Genomic DNA, 20,206 nt, shown 5'->3' with positions numbered 1-20,206 from the left:
AACTATTCGCCGTGTCAGATAGCCTCACTACGAATACCACCCAAGCGCGACCTGCCGCTGCCGGCTCCCGCTTCGCCGCCGCCCCTGCGGGCCTGCGGTGGACCGCAATCATTGCCGGGCTGATTGGTTTCCTGTGTTTTGTAGCGACCCCGCTACTGCCGGTGACCCAAACCCAGTCCTCTTATGATTGGCCGCAGCATGATTCCGTGCAGTCCATCAACGCGCCGCTCATTTCCGTCGCCCCGGAGGACCTGAAGGCCACCATCCCCATCTCCGCAGTCGATGAACTGCGCGAGGGCCAGTCCATGGTTTACGGCACCGTCCCGCCGGAGTCCAAGAAGGCCTCCAACCGCGGCCTTTTCGTCCGCGCGAATGACGAGGGCCTGTCCGTTGTGTCCTTGGATGAGGTGCTGCTTACCCTCAACGCCAAAGAGGTAGCCAAGCTCCCCAAGGACGCCAAGATTGAAATCTCCGCTACGGGCGATGGCACCTCCGTGAGCGTAGGCGATCATGAAAAGACCACCGAGGAGGATCTGCGCCCGCAGGTCACCGGCGTCTATACCGAAATCGACGATAAGGCTGACGTGCAAGCCCTGCTTGACGACGGCCTCAATGTCCACGTCGATATCAACTCCCGCTTTACCTCGTCCCCGACGTTGCTCAAGACCATTGCCATGTGGCTGGGCATCGCCATGGTGGTCGTGTCCCTGTTCTGCCTGTGGCGCATCGACCGCCTCGATGGCCGCCGCTTCGGCTTCATGCCCGAGACGTGGAAGAAGGTACGCCCGCTCGATGGCGTGGTCGCCGCCATTTTGGGATTCTGGTACATCCTCGGCGCCAATACCTCCGATGATGGCTTCATCTTCTCCATGAGCCGCGTCTTCGATCACGCGACCTACATGGCCAATTACTACCGCTGGTACGGCGTGCCGGAGGCGCCCTTTGGCGCTCCTTACTATGACTTGGTTGCCGTACTCTCCCAGATTTCTACCGCCTCGGTCTTCGTGCGCCTGCCGGGCCTGATTTCCGGGCTCATTATCTGGTTTATCCTCTCCCGCGAGATGCTGCCGCGCTTTGGCCAGCTTGTCGACGGCCGCCGGGTCGCCCACTGGACCGCAGCGCTGATGTTCCTGGCCTTCTGGCTGCCGTATAACAACGGCACTCGCCCGGAGCCCATCGTGGCGCTCGGCGTGATGTTTACCTGGGCTTCCTTCGAGCGCGCCATTGCCACCCGCCGCCTGCTTCCCGCGGCCGTGGGCACCATCGCCGCAACCATCACTCTGGCCGCCGGCCCCACCGGCCTTTTTGCCGTGGGCGTCTTCCTGGTCAGCCTGCCGCACCTCTTCCGCGCCATGGCCGAGCGCGTGCCATCCATGGGCGGTGGCGCCCTGGGCTGGCTTTCGCTCATTGCGCCGTTCCTGAGCGCTGGCACCGCCATCATGGTCGCCGCCTTTGGTGACCAGACGCTGTCTACCGTGCTGGAGTCCACCCGCGTGCGCTCCGAGGTCGGCCCCTCCCTGCCGTGGTATGCCGAGTACGCGCGCTACTCCACCCTCTTCCAGGAATCCGTGGATGGCTCGCTGACCCGCCGCTTCGCGGTCTTCACCATGCTCTTCTGCCTGGTGCTCATCGTGGCGGCCTTTATCAAGAACCGTCGAGTCGTCGGCGCTGCCGTCGGCCCGACCCAGCGCCTGCTCATCATCGTGGCGCTGTCCATGTTCTTCCTCATGTTCACCCCCACCAAGTGGACCCACCACTTTGGCATCTACGCCGGCGTGGCCGGTGTCATCGCCGCCCTCGGTGCCGTGGTGCTCTCCCAGTTTGCGCTGCGTTCGCCGCGCGCTCGCACCTTCGCCATCGCCGCAGTGGTCTTCTTGCTTGCCATCTCCTTCGCCGGCTGGAACGCCTGGTGGTACGTATCCTCCTTTGGCATTCCGTGGTGGGACCGCACGGTGCAGCTCAAGGCCATCGAGGCCAATAAGGTGCTGCTCGCCATCGCCCTCATCATCTTCGCCATCGGCGTGGTGCAGTCCCTGCGCCATAGCTACCGCAAGTCCCAGGCGGAAGAGGCGGGCGCGCTCGCAGAGTTTGAAAAGAATGCCGCCGCCAAGGTCTCGCGTTCGGCCGGCATCATGTCCGCGCCCATCGCCCTGGCCTGCGCCATCGTGGTAGCGCTTTCTTGTGCTTCCTTTGCCAAGGCCACCGTCTCCCAGGCGGATTCCTACTCCGTGGGCAAGGGCAACCTGGCTTCCCTGCGCGGCAATACCTGCGCGCTGGCAGATCAGACCATGGTGGAGACCAATACCAATGATTCCTTCCTGACCCCGGTGGACGGCGACTTGGGCGATTCCCTGGTGGATGAGGACGAAACCCACACTGGTTTCGACCCGAACTTCATCCCCGAATCCATCGAGCCGGAAAACCAGAACTCCGCCTCCGTGGGCGCCATTGCGGATGGCTCCAGCGATTCCTCCTCCGATAGCGCCGAGACCGCTACCTCCGGCGCGGATGCTGAATCCGGCGGCGCGAGCGATTCCGCCGATTCCCAGGAGTCGAAGGAAAAGAAGGAAAAGAAGTCCAAGGAAACCACCAATACCTCTGAGGGTGGCGTGCGCGGCACCCGGGGCGTTAATGGTTCCACCATGCACCTGCCGTTCAACCTGGACTACACCAAGGTGCCGGTGCTCGGTTCCTATAACGAAGACCAAGACTCCACCTCTGAGGTGACCACCAAGTGGTACAACCTGCCAGAAGCCAAAGACAATACCCCGGTTCTCGCCGTGTCCGCAGCCGGCAATATCTACCACCACGATGTCAACGGGGTGGAGCAAGAAGGCATGGAGCTTAGCCTCGAGTACGGCACCATCGATGACTCCGGCAAGGTCACCAATACCGGCGAGGAGGAACTCTCCGCCGTCGGCGCCACGCCGAAGTGGCGCAACCTGCGCCTGCCGCTGGATAAGCTGCCGCAGGACGCCAATGTGGTGCGCCTGGTAGCCACGGATGATTCCACCGATGAGGATGATTGGCTGGCCTTTACCCCGCCGCGCGTGCCGGAGCTGGATACCATCAATAATCAGTTCTCCAAGGACACCCCGGCACTGCTGGACTGGGCCGTAGCCCTGCAGTTCCCGTGCCAGCGCACCTTCGACCACTTTGCCGGTGTCACGGAAATCCCGGAGTACCGCATCCTGCCGGATTCCTCGGCACAGACCTCGCTGACGGACTTCCAGTCCTTCTCCGGCGGTGGCGCCATGTCCACCGCGGAGGCAGTCAACTACTCCTATGAGATCCCGAGCTACCTCAATAATGACTGGGCCCGCGATTGGGGCGCCATTGAAAAGTACGAGCTGCGTACCGATTCACAGGGCAATGCCCCAGTCCCCGCCGAGATCGATTATGAGGACGTTACCCGTTCCGGTCTGTGGCAAGACTCCAAGATGAAGATCCGCCCCGAGGGCGAGGAGTAGTTTCACCTGCGGCAGCGCCTCGGCCCCGCTGCGGGGCGCGCAACCGCCGCACAATCCAATCGCCTAGGAAAAAGATCATTAGCGAGGCGCCAAAGAGCGGCGCGACGATCGAATAGGCCACCACCCCCGCCAGCACGGCGGGGGTAATTTTTAGCTCGGGCAGGCCGCGGCGCGGTTTTATCCACCACATCCACAAGCCAGCGCCACTCACCACGAGCAGTCCCAAGGCCAGCGCCGCCAAGGCGATCTGACTATAGATACCGAAGAGCGTCCCCATGTGCAGCTGGATGAGCCACGAGGTTAGCTGTGCGGCAAGCGGCCAGTCGGCGGAATTGATGCGGTCAATGACCTCTCCATTCGGGGTCACTGCTACGGCATCACTGCGCAGTTTGAAGGCCGCACGAGCCTCGCGCACGCCCCACGCATCGCCTGGCTTTTCCGGTGGGGTCATCTCCAGAACCCCGGTCAATCCTTGGCTGCGTGCTGCCGACAATGCGGTTTGGGCCCCGGCAAGTTTCGCAGCGCCCTCGTGTCCCGCATGACCCGCATGTCCCTTGTGACCAGCGTGGCCGGAATGCTCCCTCGCTTCGTTGCTAGCGCCCGCTTCCGCAACGGAGGTTGCCACGGACGGTTCCTTCCAATTCAGTTCCTCGCGCACCTTGCCAATGCTGGTACCCGCCACCAGCGACCACGTCAGGCCGGTGACGGTCAGGAAGAGGAAGCCTGGCAGCAACCAAGCGCCCACGCGGGCATGCAACGTCAGCAGCTTGGAAAGCCGCTTTCTATTCTTCTGCTTACGCTTAAGCCACAGGTAAAGGCCAAGGATGCTCAGCGCACCGAGCCACGAGGCCGCAAGTTCGGCATAGAGGCGGCCAGGCTCGCCTAGCCACAGGGTGCGGTGGCCATCGGAGGCCCACGTACGGAAGGGCAGCGCGCGGGATCCGCCATATTGTTGGAGTTCGCCGGTGATATGCAGATCCACCGGATCCACAAAGACGGCGTGGGTGTAACTGGCGTTGGGTGCGCTGGGGTCTGCGAATAGCACGCGGGTGGTTTCCTGCGGTTCCTCGGAAGGCTCAACCTGAACCACATGCCCATTTGGGTGCTGGCGCTGGGCGGCGGCAATCTGTTCATCGAGGCTGCGCGGGCCGCCTTGCGCGGTGGCGGTTACCTCATCGTGGTAAATCCACGGTTCAAAGGTGGGTGCCAAGGCATAGAGAAACCCGCTTAATGCTGCGACTATGAGGAAGGGCGCAATGATTACGCCGGCGAATTTATGCAGGCGCGATAGCGCGCCATGAGTGGATATGGTCATGCGGAACTAGTCGCACTCCTATTGAAACTAGTTCCTTTTTAGCATGGAACCTCCAGGGAATTGTTATTTTTCTAGCTCGCCTGCCAGGAACGCGGCCGCATCCCGCACGCGCTGCCGGGCCACCGCCGGGGTAGATACGCGGTGGGTGGAAACATAATCGCGCGCGGTAGCGCCGGGCACGGAAACACGCGCGGCAATCTCATCCTCAGTTGCGGTTTGCACGAAGGTGTGCGGACCTAGCTCAGATAGGTCCGCCGGGATGTCGTATCCGGCGCGAAGATCCTCGGGCAGATGTGCCAGGGCGCCGAAGTCGGGGAAGGTGAGCAGGAGGGCGTCGGCAGGCGCTAGCGCCGCCAGCGCCGCGCCGGAAGAATACCCCCAGGTAGTAACGCTAGAAGCGCCCTGCGCGCGGGCATAGTCGATGGCTTGCTGTACGGCACTGACCATCTCTGCCACGGTGTGCTCGGGGGCGAGCGGATAATCCACGTCAATAATGGTGGTGCCGGATAGCTGTGCGGCGGCGGCTACCTCGGGGCGCCACTGCACCTCCAGCGCTTGACCACTGCCGCGCCACCAACCGCCCGAATGGAGCGAGACCGCCCACCGGCCGGTGGGGGTGCTAGGCCGGAAAATGGCGCCCACCTCAGACTCTTCTACGCTAATGCCCTCCGTGTATGCAGTGCCCGGTAGCGCATGGTCCACCGCAGTACCGAGCACCATCATTGCCGCATGGGTAATGCGATCCGGCAAGAGCGAGCAATATTGGTCCGCCTCTGGGGAGCCGCCCCCGGCCCACGGCGGGCGGAAATCCGGGGTGTCATAGTGGGCGTCGATATAGGCAACGAGCTGCTCGAGCTGTTCCTTCTCCCCCATCTGGCGGTCTTGGCCGCCGATGTGCCACTCTTGGCCGGGCTCCAGCGGGCGGTGCGGGTCCTGGTTAGCATCTGCGTTAGTCATGCCACCGAGCCTACGCGCACCGCCTACCGGCTAAAGGGGCTACCAGATGGTGACGCGGTCCTCTGGCGCAATGTACATGGCAGAATCCTCCGCTACGTCAAAGGCCTCGTAGAACTCCGCGATATTGGCAGCGATGAGGTTGCAGCGGAACTCCGCCGGCGAGTGCGGGTCAATGGCGAGGTACTGGGTGGCCATCTCCGGGCGGATGGCGGTGCGCCATACGCGGGCCCAGGATAGGAAGAAGCGCTGCAGTCCGTTGTAGGTGTGCTCGGCCAACTCTGGCTCGGCGCCGTCTACCTCGAACTTCTCCTCCTTGCCCTGCAGGTCAATGCCCTTATCGGCGCAGTAGTTCTTGAAAGCCACCACGGCGATGCCCAGGCCGCCGAGGTCACCGATATTCTCACCCAGGGTAAAGCTGCCGTTGACACCGGTGGAGTCGATGCCGGCCTCCTTGAGCACCGTTGGTACCTGGCCGTTGAATTGCTCCACCAGCTTGGCGGTGAGCTTGTCAAAGGCCGCGCGGTCCTCCTCGGACCACCAGGAGTTCAGGTTGCCCTGGCCATCAAATTGCGAGCCCTGGTCATCAAAGCCATGGCCAATCTCGTGGCCGATGACGGCACCGATGGCGCCGAAGTTTTCTGCGGCATCGGCATCCGGGTTATAAAACGGCGGGCGCAGGATTGCCGCCGGGAAGGTGATGTCATTGACCACCGGGTTATAGAAGGCGTTGACCGTCTGCGGGGTAGTCACCCACTCATCGCGATCGGCCGGCTTGCCAATCTTGGCCAGCTCAAAGTCGTGAGAAAAGGCAGAGCCGGCACGCGCATTGGCCAGCAGGTCCGCGCCCTGGCCAGAGACCTCGAGGCCGGAGTAATCGCGCCAGGAATCCGGGAAGCCAATCTTGGACTTGAACTGGGAGAGCTTTTCCAGCGCGCGCTCGCGGGTGGCCGGCGTCATCCACTCCAGCTGGGAGATGCGCTCACGGTAGGCAACGATGAGGTAGTCCACCAGCTCATCCATCTCGCGCTTGGAGGAAGCCGGGAAGTGCTTATCCACAAATACCTGGCCAATCTCTTCGCCCACGAGGGACTCAGCCAGGCCTACCGCGCGCTTCCAGCGGTCGCGCTGCTGGGTGGCGCCGGAGAGCTTGGTGCCATAGAACTCGAAGTTCTTCGCGCCTACTTCCTCGGGCAGCATGGCCGCGCGGGAGCGCAGGATGTGCCAGGTGGCCCACAGCTGCCAATCGGCCATGCGCGCGCTGGTAAAGAGGCTCTCGAAGTGCTCGAGGTAGGACGGCATCATATTGACCACGCGGTGCTCTGGCAGGTTGCCGCCGGAGAGCAGAGCGCGGGTCATGGTGGGCAGCTCGCTAAATTCGCAGGGGTTATAGGTCTTAACCGCATCGCGGGTGGAGACCACGTCCCAATGGCCAGCGGCCAGCTCCTTTTCCAAGCTGACGATGCGGTGGGCTGCTACCTCGGCGCCCAGGCCAAAGAGGCGGGCTGGGTCGAGGAATTCCAGCATTTCGGCCACGTGCTTTTCATAAGCGCTCAGCGTTTCCGCGTGGGCTTCCTCGCGGTAATAAGCCTCATCCGGCAGGCCCAGGCCGGATTGAATGACATAAGCAATGGCGTCCTCGGAACCAGAGTCCTTGGATACCCAGAAGGTCACCGGGGAGCCAACACCGGTGCGCTCAAGTTCACCCAGGCGCTGTGCCAGTTCCTCTGGGTCGGCCGCGCTCAGGCGGTCCAGATCCGCATCCAATGGAGCCATGCCGGCCGCGTTGACTCCCTCGGTATCCATAAAGGAGGCATAGAGCTTGCCCGGGCGGCCGGTGTCCTTGTCCACGATCTCGTGCACGAGTTCCTCCGCCTCATCGCGCAGCGCGTGGAAGGTGCCATCCACGCCGCGATCATCGGGAATGACGTGGCTTTCCAGCCAGGGTCCATTGACTAGTTGATAAAGATCTTTCATGCTTGCCACTCTAGGTCAAAGCAGCAAGATAAGGTGTGGGCTATGGAATTTTATCGCTTTCCTCCAGCGCATCCGCGGCGCCTTTTCCTCGCCGTCATTGCGTTCGTGGCGGTGGTTCTCGCTTTGCCCACAATTGTGCAGGCGGCGCTGGCGGATCCCTCCGCGGACGTCGAGCAGGTCACCCTGACCGAGCCCAGCCAGGATTGGGAGATTGACGTTCCCGATCTCTACTGCGAGCGCGATTATGAATCCCTCGCCAGCATCGGCTGGACCTGCGGTGATGTCAGCGTACAGGCCACCCTCACCGAGGATGCCAAGGACGATGCCACCACCTTGCGCCGCATGGTCCGCGCCCTCGCCATGGCTTCCCTGCCGGCCGACGCCCCTACCTTCGACGGCACGAATGGAGCACTCCTGCTTGCCGACGCCCCCTCCTCCACCGCCGCCCTCTCCCTCGACGGCACCGGCAAGGATGAAAACAAGGATTGGGTGGTCACCGTGACCGGCAAGGGCGATCAGGCCCGGGCCACCACCTCCCGCATCTGGCATGCCTTCGGCCAAGAGGATCTGCCCGCCGATGCTAATGCAGAATTCGCTGACTTCTCCGGGGAGTTGATGTACTAGATGTCCAAGCTCTTTCGCACCACGCTGTGGATCCTCTCCGGCATTGGACTCATCGCGTTCTTGGTCCAGACGCTGAGCACTTTTTTGATCTCTCCCATGATGGGCCTGCTCAGCCTGCTCATCGCCGCCGTGCTCGTAGCACTGGTCATCTACCTGCTGCAACGCAGCCCCATGTGGGCACGCCCGGCGCGCCTGTGGGCCCTACTGGCTTTCCTTTGGGGCGGCGGGGTGGCCGTTTCCTTGGCGCTTATTAGCGCTGGGCCGGTCATGCAGCTCGCCATCGGCACCGGCTGGGTGGATGCCATGATGTCCTGGAGCGGCGCCTACCCAGAAGAAATCTCCAAGGCCACCGGCGTCATCTTCGTACTCATGTCCTTCCGCCAGCTCAACCGCCCCTGGCATGGCTGGATAGTGGGCGCAGTGGTGGGCCTAGGCTTCGAGGCCTGCGAAAACATCCTCTACGGCGCCATGGGCGCCACCATGCACCCCGATAGCGATGTCCAGGGACTGTTTGAGATGTGGGGCCTGCGCCTTGTCGCCGGCCCGGGCCTGCACGTCTTGCTCACCGCGCTGGCTGGTTGGGGCATCGGCTGGGCGCTCTACGCCGCCGCCAAGCCGCTGTGGTGGCGCATCGGCGTCTTTCTCGGCTGCCTAGCCGCCGCCTTCCTCCTGCACTTTTGCTGGAACTACCTGCACGATTCCGAGGTGGCCGCCATCATCCAGGCCGTCACGGTAGCGCTTATCCTCTACCCGCTGAGCATATGGCTGGTGCTGCGCGGCAATAAGCTCGCCAGGTCCGATGAGAGCTATAGCCACAGCACTGCCGACGACGCCCTCGCCTTCGTGCGCTAAAGCCACCGACCACTCTGTAAAGCAAGCACGTTTCGCCCTTTTCACACCCCGTGAGAGACGAAACGTGCTTGTTTTGTCAGTGTTACGCCCCGGCTTCTACGAGCAGCACTCCCCCGACAATGAGCACCACGCCCAAAGATTTTAACCAAGTAAACGGCTCCTTGAACAGGAGATAGGAGGCAATGGCGGTAAGCGCAACGCCAGTGGCAGCCCAGATGCCGTAGGCCACGCCAAGATCCATGCCGGCTTTGAGCACGAGCGCCAAGAATCCATAGGCAGAGACATAACACAGGGCAACGAGCACCACCCAGAATCGGCGACCGGTTACCGCGGACATGCGCAGGCACAGCGTGCCGGAAACCTCGATGGCGGTGGCGAGGAAAAGAAGGAACCAGATCATTGCGGCGCCACCTCCACCGTGTGGTCTTGATCCTCGTCTGGTTTCGCACCCATTTCCACGCAGAATACGCCGGCCATAATGAGCGCGATGCCGGCGAGCTTTACCGCGCCGAGCGGCTCGCCAAATAGCGCGGCGGACAGCAGAGCAGTGGAAATGACCCCGCCGGATGCCCAGAGACCATAGGCCACGCCCACGTTGAGGCCTTCTTGCATCACGCGGTGAAGCAACACGAAGGCAAGGATGAAGCAAAAAGCGGCCACGCCATAGATCCAGAAATGGTCCACTGCGTATTTCAGCGCGACGGTGCCCAGGACTTCGGCGGCAATCGCAAGAAAGAGAATGACCCAGGCCCTCACTCCATCAACTCCTGTAATTCGCGGGCGTCGATTCCGTGCTCGTGCATTTTAACGCGGCCGTTGGCGTGCGCGATGGCCTCGCGATCCCAAAACTCCGCGGCGCGGGCGGGATCGTGGGAGGCGCCATCCGCGCGGACGACGCGCCACCAGGCGGTATCGGCACCGCCGCCGTGACGCTTTAACACGGTGCCGACGTTGCGCGCGCCGCAGCCGGCCACCTTGGCCACCTCGCCATAAGAGGTCACGTTGCCGGGTGGGATTACGGCAGCGACCGCCAATACGCGCTTGACCAGAGGCGACTCACTCATCTCGGCTACTGTGGGTCGAGTCCCAGCACGTCATCCGATTCGGTCGGTTCCTCTTCGGGGGCGTCTTCGACCTCGGTGAGGGTGATGGTCGCACCGGTGGAATCGGCCAAGAGGCACATGCGGCCGAAGGGCGAATCCCATGGTTCACGGATGACCTCGCCGCCTAGTTCCACGGCCTTCTTCGCAGCGGCGTCGATATTGCGCACGCCCAAGTAGGTCTGCCAGAAGCTCGGCACCTGGGGCGGGAACTGCCCCTCGGCGTTCCACAGTCCGGCAAACGGCGCCCCGTCTTCTTCCGCGGTGGCGTAGATGAAGTTCTCATCCTCAGACTGCATGGCGCGGATCTCCCAGTTGAATAGCTCGCCATAAAAATCCATCGCGCTCTGGAAGCCCGAGGTAGCGGTGAGCTCGTGCCAGACCGGGGTGCCGGGCTCGCCGGCGGCCACGAAGTGCTCTGGGCCGGCAGGTTGGATGAGGCCGAACATGCCCCCGGCGGCGTCGACAAGCAGGGCCATGTGCCCCAGCTGCACCTGCTGCGGCTCCACCAGGATGCGCCCGCCTAGGCTCTCGGCGCGCTGGCAATCGCCCGCAATGTCCTTGGAGAGGAAGTAGGTCACCCAGGTATCCGGCATGGGTGCCTCTTCCGGCTGCGGGATAAGCCCGGCGATGGGCAGGCCCTGCAGGCGCGCCATCTGATAGGGCTTTTCCTCCGCGGACTCGGCGGAAATCTCCCAGCCCAGCACCTGCTCGTAGAAGTGCGCGGACTTGCGCGGATCCGAGGTGGTCAGGTCAATCCAGTAGGGCATGCCCACTTCAGCTTCGAATGCTGGCATCTACATATTCCTCCACTTTTCCGGATCAAAGTCATCGTCGGCCGTGGCTTCATCAAAGTAATCATCGTCATCGTCCGGCTCGCCCACGCGCGCGCAGGCATCCTCGATGCACACCTCATCGCCTGGGTGGAGCGTGGCGCCCCGGCGCGTCTCGGGCTCGCCATTGACCGTAACTACGCCTTCTGCGATGAGCTCTTTAGCCTCGCCGCCGGTAGCCACCAAGCTGGCCAGCTTGATGAACTGGCCCAGTTTGATGGAGTCGCCATTGATAGGAATGTCTAGCATGCCGCCCAGCTTACCCAGCCCGCGCGCGGCTATCGCTACGGGTGGGCGATATGGAAGAAATCCAGGACCGTATCGGTGGTCCACTCCGCTTTCACCAAACCGGAATGGTCCGTGGCCCCACCGTTCCACGTGTGCGTGCCGCCGTGGATGGTGTACTGCTCGGTGCGCGCATCACATACCCGCCAGGTGAAGTGCTCCACTGCTTCTTTCCGACGCCTCTTTGGAAACGGATTGCACCCATTCTCTTTCGCAATCCCGCGCAGCGATTGTTTGACCGAGTGGTAGTGCGCTCCGTGTTGGCGCCCACCGCCATATTTCATCAGCGCGTCCTTAGTGCCGTGGATATCCAGGTAATCGGTGGGCTCGCTGGCACAGTCTTTTTCCACGCGGTCATATTTTGCCGCCGAAACCGTGGCCACCGCATCGAATAGGCCCGGCCGCTTGCAGGTCACCGCGCGGGCGAATCCGCCGCCATTGGAAAAGCCCACGCCATAGGTGGTGTCCGTGGCGGGATAATGGCGCCGGACGAAATCAATCGTGTCATCCACGTACTTGAGGTCATCTTCCAAGCTGGTTACCGCATAGGGTGCCGGTGCCCACGCCTTGCCCGCGCCTTGGACGAACACCGTGATGGCATCGCCCTGGGAGAGATCGGTGCCTTTGAACATATTGCCGGCATCCATCTCATAGCCGTGCATCGCCACGACCACGGGCAATCGGTGGCGCTTATCCGCATTAAACGGCACGTGCACCACAAAACTGCGATGATTTTGCAGGTTAATGATCTGGTACTGACCATTGGCCGTTGTGCCTTGATCCGGCAGCGTGGTGATATAGCCATCGGCCGCGCCTTGCGATTCATTCGGCACGCTGCCCGGCTGCGGCAGTTCTTCCTCGCACCCTGCCATGAGCCCGGCGGCCGCGCATAACCCAGCGCATAGGGCCAGTGCTTTCTTGCCTACCTTAATCACGGGCGCGCAGCTTCACCGCAGTGCCGGTCGCTGTGACCATCAACATGTCATTCGAGGTGCCCATGGGCGAATAATCAAAGGCGATGCCCACCACGCCATCGGCCCCGAGCTCCTGCCCGCGTCGCCACAGCTCATCGAGTGCTGCCTCGCGCGCCTTGATGGCCTCGCTCTCATACCCGGCGGAGCGTCCACCGGTGATATTGCGGAGGGATGCCCCGAAATCCTTCAGCATATTAATACCGATGACGGTTTCCCCGGCGATGATGCGGATATAATCCGTAATCTCGTAGCCATCAACGGTATTAGTAGTGGTAAAAATCATGGACCCAGATTACATGGCTATAAGCCCACGCACTCCCTCGAAAAGGATGATGACACCCAGCAGCAGGAAGACCACGCCGCTGACAATATCCACCCAGGCGGAGTTCTTAGCCATCCACTTTGAGACCGCACGAGTACTCAGAGCCACGCCGACAAAAAGCACGAGGCTTTCCAGAATCAATACGGCACCCACCATGAGATTGGCGCCGATGCCCATGCCGGGATCGATGAAATTGGCAAAGATGGCGCCAAAGAAGATGACCACCTTGGGGTTCGAAAGATCACAGATGAATCCCATGCGATAGGCAGTGCCCGCCTTGATGATGCCGTCCGGCGTAAACCCGCGCGGCTGCGGAGCGCGGGTTTCGGTGCCCACGACGGTTGCGGGCGCACGGCGCTCCTTGATGCCGCCGGTAATGGCGGTATAGGCCATCCACAGCAGGTAACAACCACCGAGAACCTGCAGCGCCACGAGGATCCCCGGATGCGCAGAAATCAGCGCGGATAGACCCGCCAAGGAGGCCACGGTCCAAATGGTAAGGCCGGTGGTACTACCAAGCGCCGCCCATACGGCTGCGCGCGTAGAACGCGCACCTAAGCGAATGATTTGCACTACGTCTGGGCCCGGCGAGGCAATCGCCGCGAACCACACGCCCATTAAGGTCACCAGGGCGCTAATAGCCACCTAACACCTCCATACTCGCATGCGATTGGATTAACACATGCCACTATAAGAAGTCTCTCACCTGCAGCGAAACAGGTAAGTTCTGTGATTTAGGTAGCTTCTCAATCTATCTTTTAGAATGACGTGCCTGGCCCAAGGTGTGTCCGCTCAGCGTGTGGTTTAACACTTATGAGACTTGCCGGTCACAGCCTCAGCGTTTTGTTTGCGCAGCCCGCAGGCCGTTCAAGATCACGATCACTTCGGCTACCTCGTGAACCAACACGACGGCGGCCAGGCCCAGCACGCCGCTGATCGCCAGTGGCATCAACACGATGATGATGGCCAGAGACAGCACGATGTTCTGGTTGATGATCCTGCTTCCTCGGCGGGCGTGCTGCAGCGCCTTCGGGATTAGCCGGAGGTCGTGGCCGGTGAAGGCGACGTCAGCGGACTCGATCGCGGCGTCAGAGCCGGTCGCTCCCATCGCTATGCCCACCGTCGCGCCCGCCAGTGCCGGCGAGTCGTTGATGCCGTCGCCGATCATCGCCGTCGGCGTCTTGGAGGAGAATTCGGCGACGATGCTTGCCTTGTCCTCAGGGCGCAGCTCGGCGCGCACGTCGTCGATTCCGGCGATTCCAGCCAGCGCCCGGGCGGTGCGAGTGTTGTCGCCGGTGAGCATGCTTACTTCCACGTCGTTGGCGTGCAGGGCCTGCACGGCTTCGGGCACCTCGGGCCGCAACTCGTCACGGACCCCGATCGCCCCGGCGAGAGCGTCATCGACGGTGACCAGGACGCAGGTCTGACCCTCGGACTCCATGCGCTCAACGTCTGCTTTCAGTGGTCCGGCGTCGATCCATCGGGGGCTGCCCACCAGCACCCGTCGGCCTTCGACGGTGCCGCCGATGCCATGCCCAGCTTCCTCGCTGATGTCCGAGGCGGTGGGCGCTTCGGGCCCCGCTGCCGCGATCGCCGCAGCGAGGGGGTGTGTCGATTGCTGCTCAACTGCCGCCGCGAAGGAAAGCACCTGCGCCCGATCGAATCCGTCTGCCGGGACCACTCCGGTAACCTCAGGCTGGTTGCGGGTAAGGGTTCCGGTTTTGTCCACTGCTAGGTGACGGATGCCGCCGAGTCGCTCGAACGCCGCGCCGGACTTGATGACCACTCCGAACTGGCTGGCCGCGCCGATCGCGGCCACGACCGTCAGCGGCACGGAGATTGCCAGCGCGCACGGCGACGCTGCGACCAGGACTACCAGCGCACGGGTGATCCACGTCTCAGGGTCGCCCAGCAGCGAGCCGATAACGCCGACCAGCACCGCCAGGATCATCACCCCGGGCACTAGGGGTTGGGCAATCCGGTCGGCGATCCGGGCGCGGTCGCCCTTTTCCGCCTGCGCTTGCTCGACTAGGTCCACGAGTGTGGTCAGCGAGTTGTCCGTTCCAGCTGCGGTCGTCTCGACCTCCAGTACCCCGGCGGAGTTGATCGCTCCCGCAGGCACTTCGTCGCCGGGCGCAACCTCCTCCGGAATGGATTCTCCGGTGATCGCTGAGGTGTCAAGGCTGGAGCGCCCGGACCGAATGATGCCGTCCGTGGCGATCCGCTCCCCGGGGCGCACGAGCATTAGCTCGCCAACCTCGAGGTCCTTCGCTGCGACCTCGGCCGCTGTGCCGTCGCGCAGCACCGTCGCGGTCTGCGGTACCAGCTTCAACAGTGCCCGCAGTCCGCCTTGGGCCCGGTCCATCGCCTTGTCTTCCAGTGCTTCGGCGATCGAGTACAGGAACGCTAGCGCCGCGGCCTCTCCGACGAATCCGAGGAGCACCGCGCCGACCGCGCTGATCGTCATTAGCAAGCCAATGCCGAGCTTGCGCTTCATGACAAGGTTTCGGATCGCTCCAGGCGCGAACGTGTAAGCGCCCAACAGCAGGCCAACCCAATACAGTACCGTCGCGGGCGTCTCCAAGTCGGACCAGTCCAGCGCCAGTCCTGTTATGAGGGCTACGCCGGAGAAGATCGGCAGCAGTAGCTCAGGGTCCTTCCACCATGGCCGATCGAGCTCGTCGATCTCCGTGCCGGTTTCGTGTTCGCATCCACATGCTGAACTCATGCGTTCGTTCCTTTCTCGCCGCAGTCGGGCACCGAGCACTCAGTGTCGATACAGGGGGCATTCTCGTCGACGGCCAGCGTCGCGTGGAGCAGCGCTTCGAGCGCTGCCGCGAGGTGGGGATCGGCGATTTCGTAGCGGGTCTTGCGGCCCTCCGGCTCAGCTACGACAATGCCACAATCGCGCAGGCAGGATAGGTGGTTCGAGACGTTCGAGCGGGTCAGATCCAAGCTTTGCGCGAGCACGGCCGGGTAGCTCGGACCGTCTAGTAGGGTTAGCAGGATTCGGGAGCGCGTCGGATCAGCCATGGCCCGGCCGAGCCGGTTCATGACGTCGAGGCGCGAAGCAATAGTCAGCATGCGCTGAATTATACAGTATGCGATGAACTATTTAAAATGGGCTGAACTAACAGTCACGCGAAAGTCCTGCGACCTGCAAGAATTAGTCGATGGGATAGCCGATGACTGGTCCTTCACGGTTCGGCTGCCAACTCAACGCGGGGGCGACATGGGCGGCGAAGTTCTCCAGAATCTTCACGTGGATGTCCACACCCACCCCTGTGGGGATGGTGATGAACAGGGTGTCGGCGGACATGACGGCGGCGTAGGTGCGGCTAGCGACACTGACACCAGGTTCTCCATCAAGGGCTAGACACTCACGGACATTGCGTACGGGTCGAACCACACGTAGCGAAGCTTTCTAATAGCCAAATGACTAACTCTTTTCGCTGGTATCCGGGAATGATACTTCCTTGAAGTCGGCAGTGTTGGCTACCCCGCGTACGAAGTACTGGCACTGCTGCTTGGAAACCACTTTGGTCTACGAAGACATAGCTCTTCAAGCTACATCGCAGGAAAATTCCATTTCACGGTCGGTATGGGCCTTTTGCAGTTGGTTAATTCGAAATTCGTTCACCATCTCCTTAGCCACCCGCACGATTAACGCGGTGTTTCGCCATCTTCGCGCGAGGCGAGCAGCTCCTTCAGGTGCGTATCGATGTCATCGAGCTTTCTCAGAACGGATACGGCGAAAACGATACTAATTACTAAGGCGATAATGCTGAGCATCAATGTCTTCCTTTACTCTGTCACTTCAATCCAGCGGAGCCGATTCCTTGCCCGACGATTAAACCATGATTCTGGCCCATTGGAGAGGTGTCCGGGAAGGAGAAAGGGGGCGTCGGCAAGCAAAAGCGCCGCGCCCCCAAGGAAGGGAAACGCGGCGCTAGAGCAATCCGGCGGCAGGCTGCTTAGTGGTCAGCGCCCTGGATGGAGTGCTTGTGATCGCGGACTGCTTCGCCCTCAGCGTAGAGCGGCATATCCTGCTTGGCCTTGTACCACTCGGCGTGGTTTGGCTCCAGCGGGGTGCGGCCGGCGATGAGGTCGGCGGCCTTCTCGCCCACCATCATGGTTGGGGAGTAGATATTGCCATTGGTCACGGATGGGAAGACGGAGGCATCCGCAATGTAGAGGCCTTCGACGCCCCACACGCCCATGGTGTCCGGGTTAACCACGGCCATAGGATCGGACTCCGCGCCCATCTTGGCGGTACAGGATGGGTGCAGCGCGGTCTCGCCATCGTTGCGGACCCACTCCAGGATTTCCTCATCGGTCTGGACATCCGGGCCCGGGCTGAACTCGCGGGCGCCTACTTCTTCCATGGCCTTGGTATCCAGCAGGGAGCGGGCAACGCGTACGGCCTCCACCCACTCGCGGCGGTCCTGGTCGGTCTTCAGGTAGTTGAAGAGGATGGACGGCTTGTCGTGGATATCGGCGCTCTTGATGTGAACGTGGCCCTTGGTATCGGAGAACATCGGGCCAACGTGCCACTGGAAGCCGTGCTTGACGTCCGCCTTCTGGCCGTCATAACGCACAGCCATCGGCAGGAAGTGGAACATGAGGTTCGGGTAGTCCTCATTCTCATTGGAGCGCACAAAGCCGCCGCCTTCAAAGTGGGAGGTAGCAACCGGGCCCTTGTGGGTCAGCAGCCACTGCAGACCCATGAACGGCCAGCGCCACTTATCCAGGTAAGGCTGGGAGGAAGCGGTGGACTTGGTGGTCTCGTACTGGATGTAGACCTCGAGGTGGTCCTGCAGGTTCTCGCCCACACCTGGCAGGTGCTTGACGACGTCAATGCCGTGCTTCTCCAGAATCTCACGGTCACCAATGCCGGAGATTTCCAGCAGCTGCGGGGTGTTAATGGCACCGGCGGACAGCACGATCTTCTCGGCATAGACGCGGTGAACGCCGCCCTGCCACTCGTACTCGACGCCGACGGCCTTCTGGCCCTCGAAGAGGATCTTGGTGGTGAAAGCGCGGGTACGGATCTCGAGGTTCTCGCGATCCATATTGGGGTGGAGGTAGGCACGGGCAGCGGACCAGCGCTTGCCGTTCTTAATATTGCGGTCGAACGGAGCGAAGCCTTCCTGGCGGTAACCATTGACGTCATTAGTCAGGTTGTAGCCAGCTTCCTGCACAGACTTGAACAGGGCCTGGAAGAGCTCGGAGGTAGCCGGGCCGCGGGAGAGGTACAGCGGGCCATCGTGGCCACGGCGCGGATCGTTTGGCTCAGCCGCAGCGGCGGTTTCCATGCGGTTGAAGTACGGCAGGCAGTGGGCGAAGTCCCAGTTCTCCATGCCCGGGTTCTGGCCCCACTTCTCGTAGTCCATCGGGTTACCGCGCTGGTAGATCATGCCATTGATGGAGGAGGATCCGCCAAGGACCTTGCCGCGAGCATGGTAGACGCGGCGGCCGTTCATCTCCGGCTCTGGATCGGACTCGTACATCCAGTCGTAGTTCTTTGCGCCGATTGGGAAAGAGAAGCCGGATGGCATGTGGATAAACAGATCCCACAGGGAATCTGGGCGGCCAGCCTCAAGGACCAGCACGCGGGTGTTCTTGTCTTCGGTCAGGCGCGCAGCGATGACGGAGCCTGCGGAGCCACCGCCAACAACGACAACGTCGCTTACTTCATCGGTGACCCTTTTAGCGGAACGCTTCTTGGTCAGCTTGTCCATAAAACCCATAAATCCCCTTCTTTCTGTGAAATATCTCACACGTCAAGATGGCCCCACCGAAAGTGAATATTTTGTAATTTATACAAAAGTCTGTAAATATCCACATCGCCTTATGTGTGGGCACTATCTCCAGAGTACACATTCCCCTAGAAGTTTGCCCAGATTAATGTATATTTACCTTGTTCGGATGGACGTCTCAGCAGATGAAATCCGAAGTCTTTTCGCATAAATTACCCACATATGATTCATTTCACTCACCTATCTCTCCCTGCGATCTTGTGAGACTTTTGGGGCACTCGTGCGAAAGATTCGGCCCAAACCAACCAACATTAGGAGAAGTAGATGGCTAACTTTGACCCTCACGATCCTGAGGAGTCTCACACTTCAAACAAAGACCCCCAACAAGTGAACTGGCCCCCGAAAGTTGGACTGGTTTAATTCTAGGCGGTTAGGGCTTCAAGGGTCTGATTTCGATATTGCATCGGGGTCAGACCCTTGAGTCGTTGTTGGATGCGTTCGGTGTTGTACCACTGGATGTACTCGTCGATGGCCTGGTTGAACTCTGCGACGGTGTCGAAGACTTCTCCGTGGTACATCTCGGTTTTCAAGTGCCCGAAGAAATTCTCCATGACCGCGTTGTCGTAACAGTTGGCTTTACGCGACATTGACTGAACACCACCGTTGTCATGAATCAGGTTGCGCCAGGACGAATGCTTGTACTGGAAACCTTGATCGGTATGCATCATCCACCCAGGCTCAGGCGCACACGTTTTAATCGTCTTAGTTAAAGAATCGGCGGTAAACGCTGTCGACGGCGATGTAGCCACGGTGTGGGCAACGATTGAACGGTCGAACAGATCCATCACCGGTGACAGGTAGACCTTGCGGCCTGCGACCCTGAACTCGGTGACGTCGCTGACGAAGACAGTGTTGAGCCTATCGGGGGTGAAGTTGCGCTCGAGTGTGTTCTCAGCGATGTAGCTGATTGTGCCAGTGTAGGAGATGTAGGGCCTGCGCTGGCGGATCTTGGCTTTCAAGCCCATGGCGCGCATGAGCTTGTAGACAAGTTTGTGGTTGACCACCCAGCCCTGGTTACGCAGGTCGAGCAGTACCCGCCGGTAGCCGTAGCGGTGTTTGTTGCGCTGAAAACTGTCCCGGATCGCTTGTTTGAGCTCGGCATGTTTATCCGGTGCGGTGAGTCGTTTTTGGTGGTAGAAGAATGTCGAGCGTGCCATGCCGGCCGCATCCAGGAGGTAGTCCAAGCGGTGGTGTGACTTGAGGATGACGATTGCCTGGGCTTTCAGGCGTGTCCCTGGTTCCTCAAGTCTCGCAATTTTTTAAGTAGGCGTTTTCCGCTTCCAGCCGCTCAACCTGGCGGCGAAGCTTTTCCTCTTCCGTGAGGCGTTTCGGCGCAGCCGATCCTTTGGGCCTGCCCTTCGGCTTCGGGCGCAGAGCCTCGTCGCCGCCTCTGCGCCACTTAGCCACCCAGTCCTTGACGAGGTGGTCGGATGAAAGATTGAACTCTCGGGCAAGATTCATCGCTGTCTCACCAGAAAGGTGGCGTTGGACAACTTCGGTCTTGATTTCGAACGAATACTGCTGCTTAGTCGGTTTTTCCACAAGACATAGTCTGCCATGCAGCTTAAACCGACGACAGAGCATACGGGCGGCGTATGTGGAGACACCAAGAGCAGTAGCAGCGGCACGATAGCCCACGCCTTGCTCAAATAGTTCAACCAACTGCTCCCGCTGATGCTCA

Annotated in this window: 19 protein-coding genes and 1 pseudogene; 3 read left to right on the top strand and 17 right to left on the bottom strand. The window is 61.2% G+C overall.

The window, feature by feature from the left end; translation table 11 throughout:
• The first annotated feature begins 11 nt into the window (after window positions 1-11).
• A complete protein-coding gene (locus BJ985_RS08930) occupies window positions 12-3,470 on the top strand; it encodes an arabinosyltransferase domain-containing protein (protein WP_179387254.1) in 3,459 nt (1,152 codons plus the stop codon).
• Here BJ985_RS08930 and BJ985_RS08925 read toward each other — a convergent pair.
• The 3 genes from BJ985_RS08925 to BJ985_RS08915 all read right to left on the bottom strand — a co-directional run bounded on the left by BJ985_RS08925 (window position 3,409) and on the right by BJ985_RS08915 (window position 7,716).
• A complete protein-coding gene (locus tag BJ985_RS08925; RefSeq protein ID WP_179387253.1) occupies window positions 3,409-4,785 on the bottom strand; it encodes a PepSY-associated TM helix domain-containing protein in 1,377 nt (458 codons plus the stop codon). The genes BJ985_RS08930 and BJ985_RS08925 overlap by 62 nt on opposite strands.
• A gap of 63 nt (window positions 4,786-4,848) precedes the next feature.
• Entirely contained in the window at window positions 4,849-5,742 is an 894-nt protein-coding gene (locus BJ985_RS08920) for an alpha/beta hydrolase (protein WP_179387252.1), read from the bottom strand.
• Between the two features lie 39 nt (window positions 5,743-5,781).
• Entirely contained in the window at window positions 5,782-7,716 is a 1,935-nt protein-coding gene (locus tag BJ985_RS08915; RefSeq protein WP_179387251.1) for a M13 family metallopeptidase, read from the bottom strand.
• Between the two features lie 42 nt (window positions 7,717-7,758).
• On the opposite strand from BJ985_RS08915, the gene BJ985_RS08910 reads away from it, so the two are divergent.
• Both BJ985_RS08910 and BJ985_RS08905 read left to right on the top strand, forming a co-directional pair.
• On the top strand, window positions 7,759-8,340 hold the full coding sequence (locus BJ985_RS08910; protein WP_005323218.1) for a hypothetical protein: 582 nt from the start codon (window positions 7,759-7,761) through the stop codon (window positions 8,338-8,340).
• A complete protein-coding gene (locus BJ985_RS08905; RefSeq protein ID WP_179387250.1) occupies window positions 8,341-9,192 on the top strand; it encodes a PrsW family intramembrane metalloprotease in 852 nt (283 codons plus the stop codon).
• An 82-nt stretch (window positions 9,193-9,274) separates the two neighbouring features.
• Here BJ985_RS08905 and BJ985_RS08900 read toward each other — a convergent pair whose 3' ends face one another.
• The 14 genes and pseudogenes from BJ985_RS08900 to BJ985_RS08835 form a co-directional block, all read right to left on the bottom strand.
• Window positions 9,275-9,592 (bottom strand): DMT family transporter, encoded by a 318-nt coding sequence (locus BJ985_RS08900; RefSeq protein ID WP_005329765.1) that lies wholly within the window; start codon window positions 9,590-9,592, stop codon window positions 9,275-9,277.
• Window positions 9,589-9,948, bottom strand: a complete 360-nt coding sequence (locus BJ985_RS08895) for a DMT family transporter (RefSeq protein ID WP_179387249.1) — start codon at window positions 9,946-9,948, stop codon at window positions 9,589-9,591. The genes BJ985_RS08900 and BJ985_RS08895 overlap by 4 nt, the downstream gene beginning before the upstream one ends.
• A complete protein-coding gene (locus BJ985_RS08890) occupies window positions 9,945-10,256 on the bottom strand; it encodes an MGMT family protein (RefSeq protein ID WP_179387248.1) in 312 nt (103 codons plus the stop codon). Before BJ985_RS08890 ends, BJ985_RS08895 begins: the two co-directional genes overlap by 4 nt.
• Window positions 10,257-10,261: 5 nt before the next feature.
• Window positions 10,262-11,089, bottom strand: coding sequence for a VOC family protein (locus BJ985_RS08885; protein ID WP_179387247.1), 828 nt, complete (start codon window positions 11,087-11,089; stop codon window positions 10,262-10,264).
• Window positions 11,090-11,374: an RNA-binding S4 domain-containing protein gene (locus BJ985_RS08880; RefSeq protein WP_150851437.1), complete on the bottom strand. Its 285-nt coding sequence runs from the start codon at window positions 11,372-11,374 to the stop codon at window positions 11,090-11,092.
• A gap of 35 nt (window positions 11,375-11,409) precedes the next feature.
• Entirely contained in the window at window positions 11,410-12,345 is a 936-nt protein-coding gene (locus BJ985_RS08875; protein ID WP_005323227.1) for a CE1 family esterase, read from the bottom strand.
• Window positions 12,338-12,667, bottom strand: a complete 330-nt coding sequence (locus BJ985_RS08870) for a YbjQ family protein (RefSeq protein ID WP_005323228.1) — start codon at window positions 12,665-12,667, stop codon at window positions 12,338-12,340. The genes BJ985_RS08875 and BJ985_RS08870 overlap by 8 nt, the downstream gene beginning before the upstream one ends.
• Window positions 12,668-12,676: 9 nt before the next feature.
• Entirely contained in the window at window positions 12,677-13,351 is a 675-nt protein-coding gene (locus BJ985_RS08865) for a LysE family translocator (protein WP_179387246.1), read from the bottom strand.
• Between the two features lie 190 nt (window positions 13,352-13,541).
• The gene (locus tag BJ985_RS08860; protein ID WP_179387245.1) at window positions 13,542-15,434 is read right to left on the bottom strand and encodes a heavy metal translocating P-type ATPase; all 1,893 of its coding nucleotides are present in this window, start codon (window positions 15,432-15,434) and stop codon (window positions 13,542-13,544) included.
• Window positions 15,431-15,790: a Cd(II)/Pb(II)-sensing metalloregulatory transcriptional regulator CmtR gene (gene cmtR / locus BJ985_RS08855; protein WP_049358960.1), complete on the bottom strand. Its 360-nt coding sequence runs from the start codon at window positions 15,788-15,790 to the stop codon at window positions 15,431-15,433. Before cmtR ends, BJ985_RS08860 begins: the two co-directional genes overlap by 4 nt.
• A gap of 82 nt (window positions 15,791-15,872) precedes the next feature.
• Complete coding sequence (locus tag BJ985_RS08850) at window positions 15,873-16,115, bottom strand: hypothetical protein (RefSeq protein ID WP_373366775.1); 243 nt, start codon at window positions 16,113-16,115, stop codon at window positions 15,873-15,875.
• 254 nt (window positions 16,116-16,369) lie between these two features.
• Complete coding sequence (locus tag BJ985_RS08845) at window positions 16,370-16,498, bottom strand: chemotaxis protein (protein WP_179387244.1); 129 nt, start codon at window positions 16,496-16,498, stop codon at window positions 16,370-16,372.
• Between the two features lie 182 nt (window positions 16,499-16,680).
• Window positions 16,681-18,456, bottom strand: a complete 1,776-nt coding sequence (betA, locus tag BJ985_RS08840) for a choline dehydrogenase (RefSeq protein WP_179387243.1) — start codon at window positions 18,454-18,456, stop codon at window positions 16,681-16,683.
• Window positions 18,457-18,887: 431 nt separating this feature from the next.
• A pseudogene (locus BJ985_RS08835) lies at window positions 18,888-20,183 on the bottom strand (IS3 family transposase).
• Window positions 20,184-20,206 lie beyond the last annotated feature (23 nt).

The organism is Corynebacterium tuberculostearicum (assembly GCF_013408445.1).
GTDB classification, from domain to species: domain Bacteria; phylum Actinomycetota; class Actinomycetes; order Mycobacteriales; family Mycobacteriaceae; genus Corynebacterium; species Corynebacterium tuberculostearicum.
Note: the sequence above shows the minus strand (reverse complement) of the source record. Positions and strands in the feature narration are given on the sequence as shown.